Annotated in this window: 17 protein-coding genes; 6 read left to right on the top strand and 11 right to left on the bottom strand. The window is 71.2% G+C overall.

Annotated features, from left to right (window positions below; translation table 11 throughout):
- Positions 1-5: 5 nt before the first annotated feature.
- Positions 6-812, bottom strand: a complete 807-nt coding sequence (locus ACWDY5_RS10370) for a transporter substrate-binding domain-containing protein (RefSeq protein WP_449721962.1) — start codon at positions 810-812, stop codon at positions 6-8.
- 233 nt (positions 813-1,045) lie between these two features.
- Between ACWDY5_RS10370 and ACWDY5_RS10365 the strand changes: the two genes are divergently transcribed.
- Positions 1,046-1,288 (top strand): hypothetical protein, encoded by a 243-nt coding sequence (locus ACWDY5_RS10365; protein WP_449721961.1) that lies wholly within the window; start codon positions 1,046-1,048, stop codon positions 1,286-1,288.
- Positions 1,289-1,307: 19 nt separating this feature from the next.
- Here ACWDY5_RS10365 and ACWDY5_RS10360 read toward each other — a convergent pair whose 3' ends face one another.
- Complete coding sequence (locus ACWDY5_RS10360) at positions 1,308-2,732, bottom strand: M20/M25/M40 family metallo-hydrolase (RefSeq protein ID WP_449721960.1); 1,425 nt, start codon at positions 2,730-2,732, stop codon at positions 1,308-1,310.
- A gap of 82 nt (positions 2,733-2,814) precedes the next feature.
- Between ACWDY5_RS10360 and ACWDY5_RS10355 the strand changes: the two genes are divergently transcribed.
- Complete coding sequence (locus ACWDY5_RS10355; RefSeq protein ID WP_449721959.1) at positions 2,815-3,843, top strand: alkaline phosphatase D family protein; 1,029 nt, start codon at positions 2,815-2,817, stop codon at positions 3,841-3,843.
- Here ACWDY5_RS10355 and mctP read toward each other — a convergent pair.
- Positions 3,792-5,444: a monocarboxylate uptake permease MctP gene (gene mctP / locus ACWDY5_RS10350; RefSeq protein ID WP_449721958.1), complete on the bottom strand. Its 1,653-nt coding sequence runs from the start codon at positions 5,442-5,444 to the stop codon at positions 3,792-3,794. The two genes, ACWDY5_RS10355 and mctP, sit on opposite strands and share 52 nt — an antisense overlap.
- Positions 5,441-5,731 carry a DUF3311 domain-containing protein gene (locus tag ACWDY5_RS10345; RefSeq protein WP_252483645.1) on the bottom strand — a complete coding sequence of 97 codons (291 nt, stop codon included), beginning with the start codon at positions 5,729-5,731 and terminating at the stop codon, positions 5,441-5,443. Before ACWDY5_RS10345 ends, mctP begins: the two co-directional genes overlap by 4 nt.
- A 210-nt stretch (positions 5,732-5,941) precedes the next feature.
- On the opposite strand from ACWDY5_RS10345, the gene ACWDY5_RS10340 reads away from it, so the two are divergent.
- On the top strand, positions 5,942-6,808 hold the full coding sequence (locus tag ACWDY5_RS10340) for a septum formation family protein (protein WP_449721957.1): 867 nt from the start codon (positions 5,942-5,944) through the stop codon (positions 6,806-6,808).
- Here ACWDY5_RS10340 and ACWDY5_RS10335 read toward each other — a convergent pair.
- Positions 6,797-6,931 (bottom strand): hypothetical protein, encoded by a 135-nt coding sequence (locus ACWDY5_RS10335; RefSeq protein ID WP_256509777.1) that lies wholly within the window; start codon positions 6,929-6,931, stop codon positions 6,797-6,799. The two genes, ACWDY5_RS10340 and ACWDY5_RS10335, sit on opposite strands and share 12 nt — an antisense overlap.
- Positions 6,932-7,065: 134 nt before the next feature.
- On the opposite strand from ACWDY5_RS10335, the gene ACWDY5_RS10330 reads away from it, so the two are divergent.
- Positions 7,066-8,547: an alpha/beta hydrolase gene (locus ACWDY5_RS10330; protein ID WP_449721956.1), complete on the top strand. Its 1,482-nt coding sequence runs from the start codon at positions 7,066-7,068 to the stop codon at positions 8,545-8,547.
- Positions 8,538-10,088, top strand: a complete 1,551-nt coding sequence (locus tag ACWDY5_RS10325; RefSeq protein WP_449721955.1) for an alpha/beta hydrolase — start codon at positions 8,538-8,540, stop codon at positions 10,086-10,088. The genes ACWDY5_RS10330 and ACWDY5_RS10325 overlap by 10 nt, the downstream gene beginning before the upstream one ends.
- On the opposite strand, the gene ACWDY5_RS10320 is transcribed toward ACWDY5_RS10325, so the two are convergent.
- The 6 genes from ACWDY5_RS10320 to ACWDY5_RS10295 all read right to left on the bottom strand — a co-directional run bounded on the left by ACWDY5_RS10320 (position 10,081) and on the right by ACWDY5_RS10295 (position 17,755).
- Complete coding sequence (locus tag ACWDY5_RS10320) at positions 10,081-10,941, bottom strand: helix-turn-helix domain-containing protein (protein ID WP_449721954.1); 861 nt, start codon at positions 10,939-10,941, stop codon at positions 10,081-10,083. The two genes, ACWDY5_RS10325 and ACWDY5_RS10320, sit on opposite strands and share 8 nt — an antisense overlap.
- Before the next feature lie 101 nt (positions 10,942-11,042).
- Positions 11,043-12,863 (bottom strand): phosphoenolpyruvate carboxykinase (GTP), encoded by a 1,821-nt coding sequence (locus tag ACWDY5_RS10315; RefSeq protein ID WP_449721953.1) that lies wholly within the window; start codon positions 12,861-12,863, stop codon positions 11,043-11,045.
- Between the two features lie 318 nt (positions 12,864-13,181).
- A complete protein-coding gene (locus tag ACWDY5_RS10310) occupies positions 13,182-13,910 on the bottom strand; it encodes a hypothetical protein (protein ID WP_252483639.1) in 729 nt (242 codons plus the stop codon).
- 121 nt (positions 13,911-14,031) lie between these two features.
- Positions 14,032-15,879, bottom strand: coding sequence for a dynamin family protein (locus ACWDY5_RS10305; protein ID WP_449721952.1), 1,848 nt, complete (start codon positions 15,877-15,879; stop codon positions 14,032-14,034).
- The gene (gene grpE, locus ACWDY5_RS10300) at positions 15,876-16,274 is read right to left on the bottom strand and encodes a nucleotide exchange factor GrpE (protein ID WP_449722074.1); all 399 of its coding nucleotides are present in this window, start codon (positions 16,272-16,274) and stop codon (positions 15,876-15,878) included. The genes ACWDY5_RS10305 and grpE overlap by 4 nt, the downstream gene beginning before the upstream one ends.
- The gene (locus tag ACWDY5_RS10295) at positions 16,232-17,755 is read right to left on the bottom strand and encodes a dynamin family protein (RefSeq protein WP_449721951.1); all 1,524 of its coding nucleotides are present in this window, start codon (positions 17,753-17,755) and stop codon (positions 16,232-16,234) included. Before ACWDY5_RS10295 ends, grpE begins: the two co-directional genes overlap by 43 nt.
- A 118-nt stretch (positions 17,756-17,873) precedes the next feature.
- Between ACWDY5_RS10295 and ACWDY5_RS10290 the strand changes: the two genes are divergently transcribed.
- The gene (locus tag ACWDY5_RS10290) at positions 17,874-19,055 is read left to right on the top strand and encodes a sensor histidine kinase (RefSeq protein WP_449721950.1); all 1,182 of its coding nucleotides are present in this window, start codon (positions 17,874-17,876) and stop codon (positions 19,053-19,055) included.
- Positions 19,056-19,156: the final 101 nt, after the last annotated feature.

Raw genomic sequence — 19,156 nt, 5'->3', positions numbered from 1 at the left:
TCGGATCAGCCCTGCTTCGGCTTCTCCTTGAACCACTTCTCGTAGAGGTTCGCGTAGGTGCCGTCGCTCTTGGCCTTGGCCAGCACCTCGTTGACCTTCTTCAGCAGCACGTCGTTGCCCTTGCGGACGCCGATGCCGTAGTTCTCGTTGGTGTTGAACGCCGCGGTCATCTCGGTGTCCGGGTTCTTGCGGGCGTAGTCCTTGAGCACGAAGTCGTCGTTGATGGCCGCGGCGACCGAACCGTTCTTCACCGACTCCAGCAGCAGGCCGAGGTCCTCGAAGGTCACCAGCTCCACCCCGGCGGGCGCGGCGTTCTTCTCCGCGTAGACCTTGCCGGTGGTGTCGGCCTGCACACCCATCTTCTTGCCCTTGAGCGAGTCAAGGCTGGTGATGCCGGAGCCCTTCTTGACCAGCAGCGCCTGGGTGGCCAGGAAGTACGGGTCGGAGAAGTCGAAGTTCTGCTTGCGGGTGTCCGTGATGGTCATGCCCGCGGCGGCCACGTCACACTTGTTGATGTTGAGGTCCTGGCCGGAGGCGATCGTGTCGAACGGACCGTCCACGATCTCCTGCTTGACGCCCAGGTCCTTGGCCACCAGGTTCACCAGGTCGACGTCGAAGCCGACGACCTCGTTGCCCTGCTTGAACTGGAAGGGCTCGTACGGCAGGTGCGTGCAGGTCTTGATCTTCCCTGCCTCGACCAGCGGCACACCGTTGGCCGTGGCGCCGCCACCGCCGCCACACGCGGTCGCGGCGAGCAGCAGTGCTGCCACCGGCAGCAGGGCGAGCACCTGGTGTCTTGGTCGACGGGCCACGGTGTCACTCCTCGTAGTCAGTTTCCGGGCAAGTTCTGCGCATCCTGCCATCCGGATGGCCGGTAGCACAGCAGGTAGCCGGTTACGGGTCCATGACTATGCAGGCTGAGCTACCTGGGCTAACCCTGCGGCTGCGCACCGCGCTGGCCACGGCCGGACGGGTGATCAGCATGCGGACACCCTGGCCGTGCGTGTTTGATCCCCGGCGCAACGGAGACAGGGGGAGCAGATGGGTGAGCGAACCGCCGTGCGCGGCAGTGGGCGGCCGCTCACTGGGCGAACAGCTGCTCGGCCTGGGCTGCGCGGTGCTCGCGCTGGCCATGTGGACCTGGTTCGGCGTGGCCAACGCCCAGTTCCTGCGCGCACACCCCCAGATCAGCCCGGCGGACTGGTCCACCCTGGTCGGCGTGGCCACGCTGGGGCTGTCCGTGCTGGCCGGGGTGGTGATCGGCATCCGGCAGGCCCGGACCGCCTGAGCGATCCGGGCCACGCAACTCACTTACCGGAACGGGCGTGCGCGTCCAGCACGTAGGAGATCGCCTCGGTGATCCGGCGGGCGTAGTCCAGGTGCAGGGACTCATCCGGCACGTGCGCGTTGCTGTCCGCACCCAGCGCGCCGGTGACCACGAACTGCGCCTGCGGGTACGCCTCGTGCAGCAGGCCCATGAACGGGATGGAGCCGCCCTCGCCGGTGGCCTTCCAGCCGGTGCCGAAGACCTGCTCGCCCGCGGTGTCCAGGGCCTCGCGCAGCCAGGGCCGCAGGCTCGGCGCGTTCCAGCCGTCGGCCGCCTCCACCTTGGCCAGCTCCACCTGGGCGCCGTAGGGCACGTCGGTGGTCAGCGCGCGGCGCACCGCGGCCAGCGCGGCGGCCGAGTCCGCGGTGGGCGGCAGCCGGAAGCCCAGCATCAGCGTGGTGTGCGGGCGCAGCACGTTGCCCGCGTCGTCCGGCACCGGCAGGCCGTCCGCGCCGATGACCGACAGCGTCGGCCGCCAGGTGCGGTTGAGCTCCAGCTCCAGCTCGTCCTCCGTCACCGTGCGCATGCCCGGCATCAGCGGGAACAGCCGCAGCAGCAGGCCGGGCAGCACGGCGAGGGCCTCCTCGGCCTCCCGCACCCGCTCCGCCGGGATGTCCGCGCTGAGCTCGGGCAGCAGCACCTTGCCGGTAGCCGAGTCCTCCAGCCGGTCCAGAAGCTGGCGCAGCACGCGGAAGGAGCTGGGCACCACCCCGCTGGCCGAGCCGGAGTGCTGACCGGACTCCAGCACGCGCACGGTCACCTGGGTCTGCACCAGGCCGCGCAGCGAGGTGGTCAGCCACATCCGCTCGTAGTCGGCCGCGCCGGAGTCCAGGCAGACCACCAGCGACACCTCGCCCAGCCGGTCGCGCAGGTGCTCCAGGTAGGCGGGCAGGTCGGGGCTGCCGGACTCCTCGCCGGTCTCCAGCAGCACCACGCAGCGCCCGTGCGCGCCACCGGCGGCCAGCAGGCCCTCGATCGCGGTGACCGCGGCGTAGCCCGCGTAGCCGTCATCGGCCGAGCCCCGGCCGTAGAGGCGGCCGTCCCGCAGCACCGGCGTCCACGGGCCGAGCCCCTCGGACCAGCCACCCACCGGCGGCTGCTTGTCCAGGTGCCCGTAGAGCAGCGCGGTGCCCGCGTCCTCGAACCCGGCCTGCGCCGGCAGGTCGAGCAGCAGCACCGGGGTCCGGCCCTCCAGGCGCACCACGTCCACGGCGGCGCCGGGTAGCGCGCGCTCGACCAGCCAGCGGCGGACGTGCTCGATGGCGGCGTCCAGGTGGCCGTTGCGGGCCCAGTCGGGGTCGAAGGCCGGCGAGATCGCGGGCACGGAGACCAGTTCGGACAGGCTCGTCAGGACATCGTTGTCCCACCGCGAGCGGACGGTGTCAGTCAGTACGGCTCGATCCACGCCGTCGATTCAAACACTAGATTCACTCCAATGGCACCTTGCCGCCACGCGGTGGACGTCCATACCTGATTACCTGCCTAAGGTGCGACAGGACCCGTTCACCCTCGGCGTGGCCTCCGGCGACCCCGAGCCGGACTCGGTGGTGCTCTGGACCCGCCTGACCGGCGCCCCGGACCTCCCGCTGACCGTGCATTGGCAGCTCAGCGCCGATCCGGCAGGCACCAGGGTGGTGCGTGCGGGCGAGACTGACGCGCTGCCCGAGTGGGGGCACAGCGTGCACGTCGAGGTGGACGGCCTGGAACCGAGCACCGAGTACTTCTTCCGCTTCCGGCACGGCAGGCACCTCTCGCTGACCGGGCGCACCCGCACCGCGCCGCACCCGGTCGCGCTCGAACCGCTGCGGCTGGCCGTGACCAGCGGTGACGCCCTGCCGCAGCCTGCCGACCTGGTGCTCCGGCTCGGCGAGCACCGGCCATCCGGCGGTGATCCGCGGGAGCGGGCGATGAGCCTGCTCACCCCGGCCGCGCAGCTGGCGCGGGCGAGTGCGCCGCAGGTGTCGGTGTGGGGGCCGGGGGAGCTGGCCGGGGAGTGGGTGGCGGCCTGCCGGGCCTACTACGAGCACCAGCCGCTGCGCGCGGCCTCGCGGCCGGACGGCGGGCGGATGCCGATCTACCGGAGCCTGCGCTGGGGGCGGTTGCTGGCGCTGCGGCTGGTGGACACCCAGCAGTACCGGCAGACCGGGTCGTTGCTGGGGGCGGGGCAGGAGCGCTGGCTGGCCGGGGAGCTGGGCAGGCGGCGGCCGCTGTGGGACGTGGTGGCCGGGCATGGCTCGGCGGCCGAGCTGACCGGGGAGCGGCTGGGCGCGCTGTGGCGGCGGGCCAGGGTGGACGCGCCGCTGGTGCTGCGCGGCGGACCGGGGCCTGCCGGGACCCGGCGGGTGGCCGGGGCGCCGGAGCTGGCCCCCGGCGGCGCCGGGTCGGTGCTGTGCCAGGTCGACGAACTGGTGTGGCGAGCGGAGTTCCCCGGCCCTGGCGGACCGGGGAACCTCGCCTTCCCGCGTCAGTGCGCGGCGACCGCCTTGAGCGAGGGGTCGCCCTCGTCGGCGTGGTAATCCTCGCCCTTGGTCTCATCGGTGCCGTTGAACACCTTGAGCTGCCTGGCGATGATCGTGCCGACCACCGCGACCACCAGGTTCACCACCAGCGCGATGAACCCGACGTAGATCTGCACCTTGGACCCGGCGAACGGCTCCCAGCCGAGCAGGGACAGCTTGTCCAGGGTCAGCGCGGAACCGCCGAAGTGCGCGCGGCCCGCGGCCGGGTTCGGGATCTGGTAGAGCAGGTAGAAGCCGTAGCCCATACCGGCGATCCAGCCCGCGACCAGGCCCCACACGTGGAACCAGCGGGTGTAGAGCGCGATCGCCACCGCGGGCAGCGTCTGCAGGATGATCACGCCGCCGATCAGCTGCAGGTCGATGGAGTACTGCGGGTCGACGAAGACGATGAAGGCGACCGCGCCGAACTTGACCACCAGCGAGGCCAGCTTGGCCTGCTGCGCCTCCTGCTTCGGCGAGGCGTCCTTCTTCAGGTACTCCTTGTAGATGTTGCGGGTCCACAGGTTGGCCGCGGCGATGGACATGATCGCGGCCGGGACCAGCGCGCCGATGCCGATCGCGGCGAAGGCGATACCGGCGAACCAGCCGGGGAACTGCTGGTCGAAGAGCACCGGCACGATGGTGTTGGAGTCCGGCCGCCCGGTGGCGTTGTTCATCAGCGGCTTGGTGCCCGCGGTCAGCGCCACGTAGCCGAGCAGCGCCAGCAGACCGAGCAGCAGCGAGTAGGCGGGCAACGCGACCATGTTCTTCTTGATCACGTTGCGGCCCCTGGAGGCCAGGATGCCGGTCAGCGAGTGCGGGTAGAGGAACAGCGCCAGCGCCGAGCCCAGCGCCAGGGTGGCGTACTGGAGCTGGTTGTTCGGGTTCAGCAGCAGCGAGCCCTTGGGCTGGCCGTTGGCACCTGGCTGGGACAGCAGCTCGGAGGAGCGCTCGAAGATCGTGGTCCAGCCGCCCAGCTTGGCCGGCAGGTAGATGACCGCGACCAGGATCACGATGTAGATCAGCGTGTCCTTGACGAAGGCGATCAGCGCCGGGGCGCGCAGGCCGGACTGGTAGGTGTAGACGGCCAGGATCAGGAAGCCGATGAACAGCGGCAGGTGTCCGAGCAGGCCGCTGCCGTTGAAGCCCATGGTGCGCAGCACCGCTTCCAGCCCCACCAGCTGCAACGCGATGTAGGGCATGGTGGCGATGATGCCGGTGACCGCGATCAGCAGGGCCAGGATGCGCGAGCCGTAGCGGCCGCGGACGAAGTCGGCAGGGGTCACGTAGCCGTGCACCCTGGACACCGACCACATGCGCAGCAGCGGCAGGAACACCAGCGGGTACAGGATCACCGTGTAGGGCAGCGCGAAGAAGCCCATCGCACCAGCGCCGAAGATCAGCGCCGGCACCGCGACGAAGGTGTAGGCGGTGTAGAGGTCGCCGCCGACCAGGAACCAGGTGATCCAGGAGCCGAACTTGCGGCCGCCGAGACCCCACTCGTCGAGGTGGTCGAGGGTGTCACCGGCCTTCCACTTGGATGCCACGAACCCGAGCACCGTCACCAGCAGGAACAGCACCGCGAAGACGATCAGCTGGGGCCACTGGATCTCGCTCACGCCTTGTCCCCCTCGTCCAGCCGGTCCACGTCAAGGCGGTCCGGCGCGTCCGTGACCACCGGCTCGTCCCTGGTCTTGAGGTAGACCAGCCCGACGCAGACCACGCCCAGCGGCACGAAGGCGAACTGCGACCAGTAGAAGAACGGCAGGCCGAGCAGCCGCGGCTCATCAAAGTTGATCATCGGGGTGACCAGCATCAGCAGCGGCACCACGAGCAGCAGGTTCCACCAGTTCCAGCGCAGCCCGCTGGGGCGCGCGGAGACTGGTGGTGACGAACCAGACGGCATCGAACTCCTCCGTTGTCCTCCCCCGCGGGCCTGCCACCGCTACGGTGACCTTGCCGGGCGCGGATGTGTCGCGGATGTTAGGCATGTGTGGCAATGGTCGTCATCGGGCAGCAGGAAAACCCTGTGTTCGAAGTGCCCGAATCGTGACCAACAGCGCACCAGCCGTACGGGACGGTAGCCGCACGATCACGGTCAGCGAGGGAGGCGAGCATGCGGAGAGCAGCACTGGCGCTCACGCTGTGCGCGCTGCTGGCCGCCGGGTGCACCACCGGCGCGACCGTGGCGGGCGAGCCGACCTCGGTGAGCGGTGTGGTGCCGGCGCGGCCGACCACGAAGCTGACCGCGCCGCCGGAGGAGAAGCTGCCGGGCGTCGGCGAGTGCTTCGACGCCAAGGTGCTGGGCCGGGTGCCCTGCGCGCGCTCGCACGAGGCCGAGGTGACCTGGCTGGAGACGCTGCCGCAGCACCTGCCCAAGGCCTACCCCGACGACTCGACCCTGCTGGCCAGCTCGATCCCGCGGTGCGCGGAGAAGCTCACCGAGTACATGGGCAGTGAGGCCGCCCCGGCCAGCAGGCTGCGGGTGGGCGCGATCTGGCCGGACAAGGCGCTGTGGGCCACCGGGCAGCACTACGTGATCTGCACCGTGGTCGAGGTCGGCCCGGACGGCGCGCCGGTCAGCCGCACCGGCTCGCTCAAGGACGCGCTGAAGAAGGACTTCTGGGCCTACCAGCTGTGCACGGCCGGTTCGCCGTCGAAGGCGGAGACGCTGGTCGGCGTGCCGTGCAACCAGCCGCACGTGGGTGAGGCGCTGCCCTCGGTGAAGAACCTGGGCAAGAGCAGCGACAAGATCCCGCCTCCCGAGCAGCTGCACTCCACCATGGACAAGCACTGCAAGCAGGTGGTCATCGACTACCTGCTGGCGCCGGAGGGCCGCCCGGACGTGGCGACCAGCTGGCGGGTGCCCTCCGAACGCGACTGGTCGGAGGGCTACACCGTCGGCACCTGTTTCGCCGAGACGAACAAGCCGGTCTCCAAGACCGTCCGCGGCATCGGCGGTCAGGCCGAGCTACCGGCCTGACCCGGTGGGCAGGCGCTCATGGGTGCGCGCGTCCAGCTCCGCCCCCGGACGTTCTCCCTGCTGCGCCAGCAGAACCATCACCACGGCGGCCACAGCAAGCACGAGCATCGCCAGCCCGGCCATGGCACACCTCCCTACTTCTCGCTGATTTTCCCCTTACGTACTCCCCTGAAGACGCCCTGAGTGTGGTCCAGGTTCACTGCGCGCTCCACCGTTTTTCCTTAGCGTGACCAACAGGCGCACTGAGGGGAGCACGGGTGGACGCCCAGCACCGCACCAAGAACCGCACCATTGGGCTGGCCTTGCTCAGCACGGTTTTCCTTTCCCTGGCAACAACTCCGGCCCTGGCCCAAGCCGATCCGCTGACCGGCCAGCAGCTGTCCTGGCGACCCTGCTTCGATCCGGCCGACCCGCCACCGAACCCACCGGCGAACTTCGAGCGCCTGGAGTGCGCGGAGTTCCAGGCCCCGCTGGACTGGCACCGCCCGGGACACAAGAAGATCAGCATCGCGGTGAGCCGGATCAGGGCCACCGGCCCGGCGGCAGGCGTGCTGTTCACCAACCCCGGCGGACCGGGCTCGCCCGGCCGCAGGCTGCCGCTGTCGCTGTCCCGCCGCACCGAGCTCGCCGACCGTTTTGACCTCATCGGCATCGACCCGCGCGGCACCGGCGCCAGCTCACCGGTCCGCTGCGGGCCACCGGCCGCCGCTGACCAAGCGCTGCCGCTGGACCCGAGGGACCGCACCCCGGCCAACCTGACCGCCATGCAGGACCAGGCCGAGCGGATCATCCGCGACTGCCAGGTCTTCCTCGGCGAGCGGGCGGCGACCACCACCACCGCGCAGACCGCCCGCGACCTGGACCTGCTGCGCCACCTGCTCGGCCAGCGGAAGATCAACTTCCTCGGCATCTCCGCCGGGACCTGGCTGGCCACGCACTACGCCAGCCTGTTCCCGCACCGGGCCGGCCGGTTCGCGCTGGACTCGGCCATGGACGCCACCGGCAGCTGGGAGAGCACCCAGGCCACGCTGCCGATGGCCTACGAGCGCCGGTTCCGCGAAGGCTTCCTGCCCTGGCTGGCGCAGCGGCACGCGACCTACGGCTGGGGCCAGACCCCGGCCGCCGCACATGCCCGGTACGAGGGATTGCGTGCCCGCCTGGCAACGGCTCCGGTCAACGGGATCAACGGGGCCGTGCTGGACGCGATCATCCTCGGCGGCCTCGGCCACGCCGCCGCTTTCCCCGGCCTGGCCGGTCAGCTGGCCGCACTGGACAAGGGCCAGGCCACCCCGCTGGCCGCGCCGCCCGGCTCGGACATCCTCAACCCGGACCCGGCCAGCTACGGCGCGGTCTACACCGCGATCCGCTGCAACGACACGCCATCCCGATTCACCAGGGCCTCGCTGGTGGCCGACTCGGCCCGGCTGGGCCAGCGGTACCCGCTCTACGGCTGGGCCCAGGTGGTCAACGACTGCCTCGGCTGGCAGCGGCCCGGCCTGCCGGTCACCCGGATCACCGGCCACGGCCTGCCGCCGATGCTCATCGTGCAGTCCGAACAGGACCCGAAGACGCCGATCGAGGGCGCCCGCCGCCTGCAGCAGCGCCTGCCCGGCTCCCGGCTGCTGGTCGTCGCCGGCGGCGACCACGGCCTCTACCCCGGCAACCCGTGCGTGAACACCGCGGTCGAGGCCTTCCTCGCCCACGGCACACTTCCTGAGGGGGAAACCAGATGTCCTTGAGACGCAAGGCAACCGTGCTGGTGGTCGCCGCCGCACTGCTCGCCGCGCCCGCGGCCGCCTTCGCCACCGGGTCCACCCCGAGCCGCTACCTCACCCAGCGCCTGAACTGGAAACCCTGCTTCGACCAGGCCAACCCGCCACCCGGCCTGCCACCGGGCGGCACCGCGCTGGAATGCGCCGGCTACGCCGCGCCGATGAACTGGCGCCGCCCCCGCGAGGGCAAGGACATCACCGTGGCGATCACCCGGCTGCGCGCCACCGGCGTCCGCCAGGGCGTGCTGTTCACCAACCCCGGTGGACCGGGCGAGGCCGGCCGGTCCTTCCCGCTGAACTTCCTGGCCGCCGGCCAGCAGGCGGTGCTGGCCGGCCAGGACGTCTACGGCATCGACGTGCGCGGCACCGGCGGCAGCAGCCAGGTCAGCTGCCAGCCCACCGCGCCCTCGCCGCTGCCGGACTGGCGGGACCGCAGCCCGGCCAACCTGGCGAAGTTCCTGGCGGTCAACGACGCCATCGCCCGCGACTGCCAGAACAGCGAACTGGGCAAGTACGTCAACACCGAGCAGACCGCGCACGACCTCGACCTGCTGCGCCACCTGCTCGGCGAACACAAGATCAACTATTACGGGGTGTCCGGCGGCGCCTGGCTCGGCCCGTTCTACGCCACCTACTTCCCGCACCGGGTGGGCCGGTTCGTGCTGGACTCGGTCCCCGATGTCACCGCGACCTGGCAGCAGCTGCTCAACGACCAGGCCCGTGCCATGGAACGCCGGTTCCGCACCGACTTCCTGCCCTGGCTGGCCCGGCACCACGACCGCTACGGCTGGGGCCGCACCGCGGCCGAGACGGGCGCGACGTACGAGACCGTGCGGGCCCGGCTGGCCGCGAAACCCGTTGCGGTGCAAGGAAGACTGCTGGGCGGCGCGGACCTCGACATGGTGATCGTTGGCACCCAGGGGCAGAAGGACTACTTCCCCAGCGCCGCGGCGAACCTGGCCCTGCTCAAGCGGCTCAGCGAGGGCGGCCCGGCGGCGGAGTCCGCGCCAGGACAGGACATCCTCACCCCGGACCCGAACAGCCAGACCGGCACCGCGTTGTCCATCGTCTGCAACGACACGCCCTACCGCGGCGGCCGGGCCGGGACCATCGCCGAGTCCGAGCGACTGGGCCGCAGGTATCCGCTGATGGGCTGGCAGAAGATCGTGCAGCAGTGCATGTCCTGGCAGCGCCCTGACCTGCGCCTGCCCGGGGTCACCGGCCGCGGCCTGCCGCCGATGCTGCTGGTGGACTCCGTGCGCGACCCGCAGACCCCGATCGAGGGCGCCCAGCGGGCCCAGCGGGTGCTGCCCAAGGGCTCGCCGATGCTGGTGGTCACCGACGAGGGCGACCACTGGATGTACCTGCGCGGCAACGCCTGCGTGGACACCAGGGTCAGCGCCTACCTGACCACCGGCGCCCTGCCGGCCAACGGCAGCACCTGCGCGGGCGAGCCCATGCCGGACCCGGCGGCCAAGCCACGGCCGCCGTTCCCGGCGATCAGCTAGCGCGGGCCAGCTCACCGGCGTACCCGCCGAGCAGGTGCGCCGACTCCGCGGGCGGCAGGGCCAGGTGCTCCAGCACCGCCCAGGCCTCCCGCGCCCGGTCCACCTCGGCCGCGGTCTGCAGGAAGGTGTGCGTGCCCGCCGTGGGCACGCACACCAGGGTGGGCGCGTCGGCGAACTCCAGGATGGTCATCGAGCCGCGCAGCCCGGGATGCGCGCCCCGGCTGCCGGGCAGCACCCGCAGCGTGACGTTGGGCCGGTCCGCCAGCACGCACAGCGCCTGCAGCTGGCGGGCCAGCACCCCTGGCCCGCCGATCGGCCGCTGCAGCGCGCTCTCCTCGACCACGCAGTGCAGGTTCGGCGGGGTGGGTCTGGCCAGCACCATCTGCCTGGTCATGGTGGCCGCGACCTGGCGGCCCAGGTCGGGCTCGTGCAGCCGGTGGTCCATGCCGCCCAGCGCGGACCTGGCGTACTCGGCGGTCTGCAGCAGGCTGGGCACCATGGCCAGCTCGTAGTCGCGCACCACCGCGGCCTCGTCCTCAAGGCCGATCAGCTGGCGCAGGTCGGCGGGCAGCCGCGAGCCGGGGGCCTGCCACCAGCCGGGGTTGGCCGCCGCGCCCACCTGGGCGAGCAGCTCGGCCCGCTGCTGCGCGGGCACCTGGTACAGGGTGAGCAGGGCGTTCACGTCGTCGACGTGCAGGCCGCGCCGCCCGGTCTCCATGCGTTGCACCTTGGTCACCGAGACGCCGAGGGCGAGCGCGACCTGATGCAGGGTGAGGCGGTTGGCCTTGCGCAGGGTGCGCAGCACGGCACACACCCTGCGGGCGCGAGTGGCGGGACCAGGACGTTCGGGCATGCACTTCACTGTGTCCCTTGCCACAGGGTCACACAAACCTGGCTCGGGGCCCGGCGGACGACGCTGGCCACCGGGCCCCGAGCTCTGGTGCGTGACGCTGATCAGGCAAGACGCTGCTTGAGCGCCTCCAGCTCGTCACGCAGCGAGCTGGGCAGCTTGTCACCGATCTGAGTGAACCACTCCTCGATGAGCGGCAGTTCGGCCCGCCATTCGTCCACATCCACGGCCAGCGCGGCCTCGATGTCGGCCCTCGGCGCGTCCAGCCCGGACAGGTCCAGGTCGTCCGCGGTCGGCACGTGGCCGATCGGGGTCTCCTGGGCCGCGGCCTTGCCCTCGATGCGCTCGATGGCCCACTTCAGGATGCGGCCGTTCTCGCCGAATCCGGGCCACAGGAAGCGCTTGTCGTCGCCCCGGCGGAACCAGTTCACGTAGAAGATCTTCGGCAGCTTCACCGAGTCGGCGTTCTTGCCGACGGAGATCCAGTGCGCGAAGTAGTCACCGGCGTGGTAGCCGATGAAGGGCAGCATGGCCATCGGGTCGCGGCGCACGTCGCCGACCTTGCCCGCGGCGGCCGCGGTCTTCTCGCTGGAGAGGGTGGCGCCCATGAACACGCCGTGCTGCCAGTCGCGGGCCTCGTTCACCAGCGGGATGGTGGTGCCGCGGCGGCCGCCGAAGAAGATCGCCGAGATCGGCACGCCGTTGGGGTCGTCCCACTCCGGCGCGAGCACCGGGCACTGCGACATCGGCGTGCAGTAACGGGAGTTGGCGTGCGAGCTGAGCACCCCGTTCTCGCCGTCGGCCGGGGTCCAGTCCTGCTTCTTCCACGAGGTGGCGTGCGCGGGCGTGTTCTCCATGCCCTCCCACCAGATGTCGCCGTCGTCGGTGAGGGCGACGTTGGTGAACACCGAGTTGCCGCGCTCGATGGTGCGCATGGCGTTCGGGTTGGTCTTCCAGTTGGTGCCGGGCGCGACGCCGAAGAAGCCGGCCTCCGGGTTCACCGCGTACAGGCGGCCGTCCTCGCCGAAGCGCATCCAGGCGATGTCGTCGCCGAGGGTCTCGACCTTCCAGCCGGGGATGGTCGGCTCCAGCATGGCGAGGTTGGTCTTGCCACAGGCCGAGGGGAACGCCGCGGCGATGTAGTGGACCTTCTGCTCCGGCGAGGTCAGCTTGAGGATCAGCATGTGCTCGGCCAGCCAGCCCTCCTCGCGCGCGATCGTGGAGGCGATGCGCAGCGAGTAGCACTTCTTGCCCAGCAGCGCGTTGCCGCCGTAGCCGGAGCCGAAGCTCTGGATCTCCCTGGTCTCCGGGAAGTGGGTGATGTACTTGGTGTCGTTGCAGGGCCACGGCACGTCCTGCTGGCCGGGCTCCAGCGGCGCGCCGACCGAGTGCAGGCAGGGCACGTAGTCGGCGTCGTCACCGAAGAGCGCCAGCGCCTTGCTGCCCATGCGGGTCATGACGCCCATGGACACCACGACGTATTCGGAGTCGGTGATTTCCACGCCCAGCATGGGCTTTTCCGCGCTGAGCGGGCCCATGCAGAACGGAATGACGTACATCGTGCGGCCGCGCATGCAGCCGCGGTAGAGCTCGGTCATGATGGACTTCATCTCGACCGGATTCATCCAGTTGTTGGTCGGACCGGCGTCGGCCTCGTCAACGGAACAGATGTAGGTCCGCTCTTCCACCCTGGCCACGTCATTGGGGTCAGAGGCACACCAGAACGAGTTCGGTTTGTTCTGGAGTCGCACAAAGGTGCCTGCGTCGACCAGTTTCTGGTTCAGGCGCTCAGCTTCCTCGGGCGACCCGTCGACCCAGACGACCTCGTCCGGCGCGGTCAGTTCCGCGACCTCACGAACCCAGGAAAGCAGGCGCGCGTGCGTCGTGGGTGCCTGATCGAGACCGGGGATGGTCAGTGCGGTCATGGCGTCTCCTGCCTGAGCGAAGAAAGCGACGCTACGCCCGGGGGCGCCGGGCGTGGCGTGGAAAGGGATTGTTTTGAGGCTAGCGGTACCCAACAGGCGCTGCCGACACCCGGAGTGTCGCCTCGCTCACAAGACCGATAAGGGGATCGATTCAGCCACTTGTGGCGCGGAGATGAACGGGTGACGTTTCCGGCCCCGCCCAGCTCAGCAAGCGCTCTCTGGTGGCGTGTCCCACAAAGAGATCAACCCCACCCGGTATCCGGATGAGGTTGATTCGGGTTTTAGCCCGGCTGAACCGGGGTACTCCGGGGCGTAGTTCTATGTCCAGCGGGGCTGTTGCGCGCCACCGATGCCGCCGCCGGTGCCGGTGGAGTCGACCCACTCGCCGGTGACCGGGTCCACGTGGAAGCTGCCCTGCGGCGCCTTGTCCGTGGCGGTCTCGACCTCCCAGTCGGCGTCGGAGAGCCGGGCCGGTTCGCTGCCCATGGTGTCGCCGAGGCTCTCGTCGTGCACCACGACCCACTCGCCGTTGCCCCGGTGCTCGCTGACGATCACCTGGCCGCTGCCGGTGATCTCGGTGGCCACGTCCGCGTCGCCGTCGCCGTCGATGTCGGCGAAGACCACGGTGTCGCCGTCGGCGTCGGTGACCACCAGGGTGTCGCCCTTGCCGTCGCCGTCGGTGTCGGTCAGCTCGCCCTGCAGGTGCTGCTCGCCGTCGGGGCCGTGCACGATCAGCCCGGACCCGGTCCCCACCGCGGTCTGCGGGCCCGCGCTGGAGCGCTGTCCCTCGGTGACCCACTCGCCGCTGGCCGAGTCGAAGCGCGCGGTGCTGACCACCGCGCCCTTGTCGTCGAGGGTGCGCATGACGTCGGCGGTGCCGTCGCCGTTGGTGTCGGTGAAGCTGAGGTAGCCGTCGTCGGTCTCGACCACCGCCGTGTCGTCGATCCCGTCCTGGTTGCTGTCGCTGACAGCCTCGACGGTCATCTCCTCACCGTCCACGGTCACCTTGATGTCACCGTCGGTGGCGCCGGTCTCCTCGATGTACACCTGATCCCCCTTGGACTACCCGGGGTGCGGGCAAGCTGGGCGTTTCTTGCCACTTCGACTTACGGTAGGCCCGTTCGGTTCCATCGCCAAGTCGGCAACCGATCGAAATGGTGACAACCTGTCAACCCGCGTCGCGCTGATCGCGGATGCGACCCAGCAGCATCTCCGCCTGCGCCCGCCCCGCCTTCACCTCGGCGAGCCGTTTGCCGACCGCCTGCAGCCGCCGGTTGCGTTCGGCGGTGTCCATCCGCAGCGCCTTGTCCACCTCGCGCAGCTCGTCCTCGATCGCGCCGATCCGCCTGCCCAGCGCGTCGTCCATGGCCAGCGAGAGCTGCTGCTCGGCCTCGATCAGCTGCTCGGAGACCAGCTGCTCCATGGTGGAGCGGGCGTCCGCGACCACCTCGGTGAGCCACTGCTTGAGGTAGGTCTTGTCCGCGGTGTGCTTGCGGGTGCGGGCCAGCCACCAGCCCGCGCCGAGGCCGAGCACGATGGTCACCGGCAGCACCAGCGCGCTGGAGGCGGCGATGCCCAGCCCGGCCAGCGGCAGCGCGGCGGCCTTGCCCAGGCCGAGCCCGCCGGAGACGCCCATGAACACCAGCAGCTTGTCCTCGGCGTTGGGCGGGCGCCGGTCCGGGCTGCGCAGCAGCACCGGCGGCTGTCCGGCGCGGGCGAACTGGGACCGGATGACATCGAGCTCGTCCGGGGAGAACAGTTCGGCCAGCACCGCCTTGGCCAGCGCGTCCAGCCGGGCGGCCAGTCCGTCGCTCAACCGGCCGGAGACCAGCTGCAGCGCCGCGTCCAGCTCCTGCGGCAGCCGTTGCAGGCCCTCCCGGTCGGCGGCGTCGATGGCCCGCCGGAACCAGGACTGCACGTCCCGCATCTGCCTGGCCACCTCGTGCGAGCTCTCCACCCGCGCCCGCTGGGTCTCCCCGCGCAGCCGCACCTGCCAGCCCCTGGTGGCCGAGCGGCGCAGCGCGACCAGCTCGTCCTTGCGCGCCCGCAGCGACTCGGCCTCGTCCTCGCCGGTGCTCAGGGTGCGCTGCTCGGCGGTCAGCTTGACGGTCTGCTCGGCCAGTGCGGTGGCCGCCGCGCGCAGCGTGTTGGCCTCGGCGAGCATGGCCGCGTGCGCGGCGACCAGCTCCTGCAGGCCGGTCTGCAACGGCGCGATGCCGGACTGCTCGCGCAGCAGCGCCGCGGTCTCCGGCGTGGGCGCGTTCTTGGCCAGGCCGAACATCCGGGCGCTGACGGGGTGGAAGACGGCGCCGGCGAACCGGGGCGCGTGCTCGGCCAGCAGTGCCCGGTTGGCCTCCAGCACCTGCCGCCAGCCCCGGTACTGGTCGGTCTTGGTCAGCGCGAACAACACGGTCTCCACCCGCTCGCCCGCCTGGGCGAGGAAGGTCAGCTCGCCGCTGGTCAGCGGCGCGGAGGCATCCACCACGAACAGCAGCGCGGTGGCGTTGGCGGCGGCCTCGGCGGCCAGCTCGCCGTGCATCGAGTCCAGCCCGCCGACCCCGGGGGTGTCGATCACGGTCAACCGGCTCAGCAGCGGGATGGGCGCCTCGACCCGGACGAAGCGGGGCGGCAGCTGGCCCTCCGGCAGCTCCCCGGTCACGGTCACCCAGCGGTGCAGCTGCTCCACCGGGAAGGACACCGGCTGCACCTGCCCCGAGTAGCAGGCCTGCGCGGCCCACTCCTCGCCGTGGGCGAGGACCAGGTAGTTGGCGGTGGCCACGTGCGCGTCCACCGGCGACAGGTTCTCCGCCGCCAGCAACGCGTTGACCAGCGAGCTCTTCCCCCGGTTGGTCTCACCGACGACCACCACCGAGGGCACCGAGGGCCGCCCGTCGCGCACCGCGGCCACCCACTCGGCGGCGGCCGGATCGGCCTCCTTGAGCAGCTCGACCAGCCGCCCGACGGTGTGCCGCACCAGCTTGGGCAGCGGCACCCCCGAGGTCACCGGCGCGTTCACCCGGCGGCCTCGCGCAGCGTGTACACGGTCACGATCGGCGGCCGCACCGGCTGTCCGTGGTCCAGGAAACCCACCACCTCGGTCTCGGCGACCAGCCCGGCCAGCGCGGGGTCGTCGGTGGGCTGGGTGCCGCCCGCCTCGTGCACGGCCGGGTCGAACCGCTCCCCGTCCGGCCGCACCGCGGTCACCCCCACTCCGGCCAGCCCGTGCACGATCCGCTCCGCGACACCGGCGCTGCGGGCCCGGTCGAGCGCGTAGAGGCACAGCTGGATGAGCTTCTTCCGCTCACCGCGTGCGGGGTCGAACATGACCTCTTCCGACGCGGCGTCCACCGGTCCGGTTCCCCCGGTCGTCATCTCGATCCTCCACCGAGCTGCTGCCAGATCAGGAAGTATGCGCGGTGCACCACGTGCGCCACCCGGCTTTGCGCCGGAGTGGCCCCGAAGGAGGCGAAGGCCCGCCACCAGCCGGCCCGTTCCAGCGCGAAGGCGAGCAGTTCCTGGCGGGGGCGGCCGGGCAGGCCGAGCTGCTGGTCGGGTTTGGCCGAGCCGCCCACCCGCAGCACCTCCTCGGCCAGGTCGGCAGGCATGGCCACCTGGCCGGAGGTGACCAGGGTGAGGGCTTCCAGCAGGCGGAGCTGGTGCGCCTCTGGCTTGGCCAGCAGGACCTCGATGGCGTCGTGCACGCGCTGGCGTTCGCCGGGGTCGCCGGAGGCGCGGGCCAGCGCGGTGACCGAGGCGAGCGCGGCGGCGGCCTTGATGCCGTCGGCGCGGGCCTTGAACACCACGTCCAGCTTGGCCCGGACCGCGGCCAGGCCGGAGGCCTCCAGCAGGCCGCGGCGCAGCGCGCCCGCGGTCAGCTCGGGGTCGGCGGCGAGCAGGTTCAGCGCGGTGCCGATGCCGTGCAGGTCGAGGCAGCTGAGCAGGCGTTCCCTGGTGGCGGCAGGCACCGGGGTGTCCCAGCTGGTGAACAGGTCGGCCGAGAGCAGCATGGTGGCGCGGGTGGTCTCATCGAGGGCGGCGAGCTGTTTGAGCGCTTCGGCGTCGGCCGCGGTGAAGCCGCCGGTCTCCGCGGTCTCGGCGAGCAGGCCGATCATCGGCAGCACGTCGGCGACCCTGGGCTTGAGCGTCTCGGCCTGGTGCGCGGCCAGCAGCTCGGCCGCCTTCCACAGGTCGCCGCCCGAGCCGGCCACGGTTTCCGGGACGATGGTGTCGGCCTTGTTGAGCACCGCGATCGCGTTCACCGGACCGGCCTCCCGGCTGGCGGTGGCCGCGGTGAAGGCGGCCAGCGCGGCCCGGTCGTCCGAGCGCACGGTCTGGGTGACCACGTAGAGCACGGCCTCCGCGCCGACCACCGCGTTGCGGGAGACCTCGTCCAGCTCGTCGGCGGCCTGGCCGGGCTCGCCGAGCAGCTCGGACTCGGTGCGGGCCACCGAGGCGGCGTCCAGCGAGCCGAGGCCGGGGGTGTCGATCACGGTCAGGTCCCGCAGCACCGCGCTGGTCAGGTAGGCCTCCAGGTGCGAGACCCGGTTCAGGTCGACGCCGAGTTTGGCCGGGATCATGCCGTCGGCGTCGAAGGGCAGCACCTGCTTGCCGCCGTCGGTGAAGATCACCTCGACCCGGTCCACCGTGCCGTAGTGGAAGCGAGTGACCAGCCGGGTGCACTCGCCGATGTCGGTGGGCGCCACCCGCCGCCCGATCAGCGCGTTGACCAGCGTGGACTTGCCCGACTTGATCCGGCCGGCGACCGCGACCTGGAGCGGGGCGCCCAGCCGCCGGAGCACCTCGGCGAACCCGGCCGCGGTGCGCGAGCCGACCTGCGGGGTGAGCCGCTGGCAGAGGTGGGCGACGGCTGCGGACAGTGGCCCCGGGTTCACCGGTGCATCGTCGCACGCAGGACGGCTCCGGCGCGGGCCCGGCGGTAATCCACAAGGGGTAGCGAAACTCCGCCTGCGGTACGACGCCACCCGGCTGGGCAGTGTTTACCCTCGTCGGGTGCGGAGACTGAGCCTGTGGCTGCGGGCCCACCCCCTGGTGGGCGACACGGCGCTGGTCGTCCTGCTCACCACGCTGGACATGCTGGGCAAGAACCCGAACTGGGTGGTCACCGACACGAACTACTACTCGGTCGGTGCGCTGCTCACCGTTCCCCTGATCGTGCGCCGCCGCCAGCCGATGGTGGCCGGCGGGCTGATCGTCTTCGCCGAGTTCCTGCGGATCTTCACGCATCCGGCCGACATGGACTACCGGGTCGGCGAGCTGGGCATTCCGATCATGCTCTACACCCTCGCGGTGTACGGCACCCGCCGCTCGGCGGGCGCGTTCGCCTTCTGCATCCTGATGGTCAACGTGGTGGTGCTGATCCGCTTCCCGGAACCGGGCCCGGCCGCCTGGTCGGCGTTCAGCTGGTTCGCCGCGCCCGCCTTCGCCTGGCTGCTCGGCGAGATCGTCGCGGCCCGCAGGGCGCTGAACGAGGAGGCGGTGCAGCGACTGCTGCTGCTGGAGCTGGAACGGGACCAGCAGGCCAAGATCGCGGTGGCCGCCGAGCGCACCAGGATCGCCCGCGAGCTGCACGACGTGGTGGCGCACGCGGTGAGCGTGATCGTGGTCCAGGCCGACGGCGCGTCCTACATGATCAAGGACAAACCGGAGCTGGCCGAGCGCTCGCTGAAGACCATCTCCACCACCGGCAGGCAGGCCCTCAACGAGCTGCGCAGGCTGCTCGGCGTGCTGCGCACCACGGATGAGAACGATCCGGAGATGACCCCACAGCCCAGCGCGGGTCAGGTCGAGGAGCTGGTGGCGAAGGTGCGCGCGGTGGGCCTGCCGGTACAGCTGGACCTGCGCGGCGACCTGGACGACCTGCCGGCCGGCATCGGGCTCGGCGTGTACCGGATCGTGCAGGAGGCGCTGACCAACACCATCAAGCACGGCGGCGCGGGCGTGAAGGCGGTGGTGCGGGTGCACCGCGAGGAGGACGCGGTCCGGGTGCAGGTGCTCGACAGCGGCGGCGGCCCCGGCACCGGCTCTGGCCTGGTCTCCGGCGGCAACGGGCTGATCGGCATGCAGGAGCGGGCCAGTGTCTTCGGCGGTGAGCTGGAGGCGGGTCCGCGGCCGGGTGGCGGGTGGCGGGTCTCGGCCCGGCTGCCACTGACCAATCGGACCGTCGGGTCCTGAGTGGACATTGCCCAGGGCTTGTCCGCCGGATCGCGTCTGCGAGAGCCGTGATCGGTTTGGTCGCTGGTGGCGCGGCCGGGACGCCCTCATACCGGACGTAT

Source organism: Crossiella sp. NPDC003009 (assembly GCF_053591555.1).
The sequence above is the reverse complement of the archived record's forward strand: the minus strand, read 5'-3'. Positions and strand labels throughout refer to the sequence as shown.

Excerpts from the sequence above, each read along its gene's own strand:
- ACWDY5_RS10345 (WP_252483645.1), bottom strand. The coding sequence starts at position 5,731 with ATGCCGTCTGGTTCGTCACCACCAGTCTCCGCGCGCCCCAGCGGGCTG.
- ACWDY5_RS10340 (WP_449721957.1), top strand. The coding sequence starts at position 5,942 with ATGCGGAGAGCAGCACTGGCGCTCACGCTGTGCGCGCTGCTGGCCGCC.
- ACWDY5_RS10335 (WP_256509777.1), bottom strand. The coding sequence starts at position 6,931 with ATGGCCGGGCTGGCGATGCTCGTGCTTGCTGTGGCCGCCGTGGTGATG.
- ACWDY5_RS10325 (WP_449721955.1), top strand. The coding sequence starts at position 8,538 with ATGTCCTTGAGACGCAAGGCAACCGTGCTGGTGGTCGCCGCCGCACTG.
- ACWDY5_RS10320 (WP_449721954.1), bottom strand. The coding sequence starts at position 10,941 with ATGCCCGAACGTCCTGGTCCCGCCACTCGCGCCCGCAGGGTGTGTGCC.
- ACWDY5_RS10315 (WP_449721953.1), bottom strand. The coding sequence starts at position 12,863 with ATGACCGCACTGACCATCCCCGGTCTCGATCAGGCACCCACGACGCAC.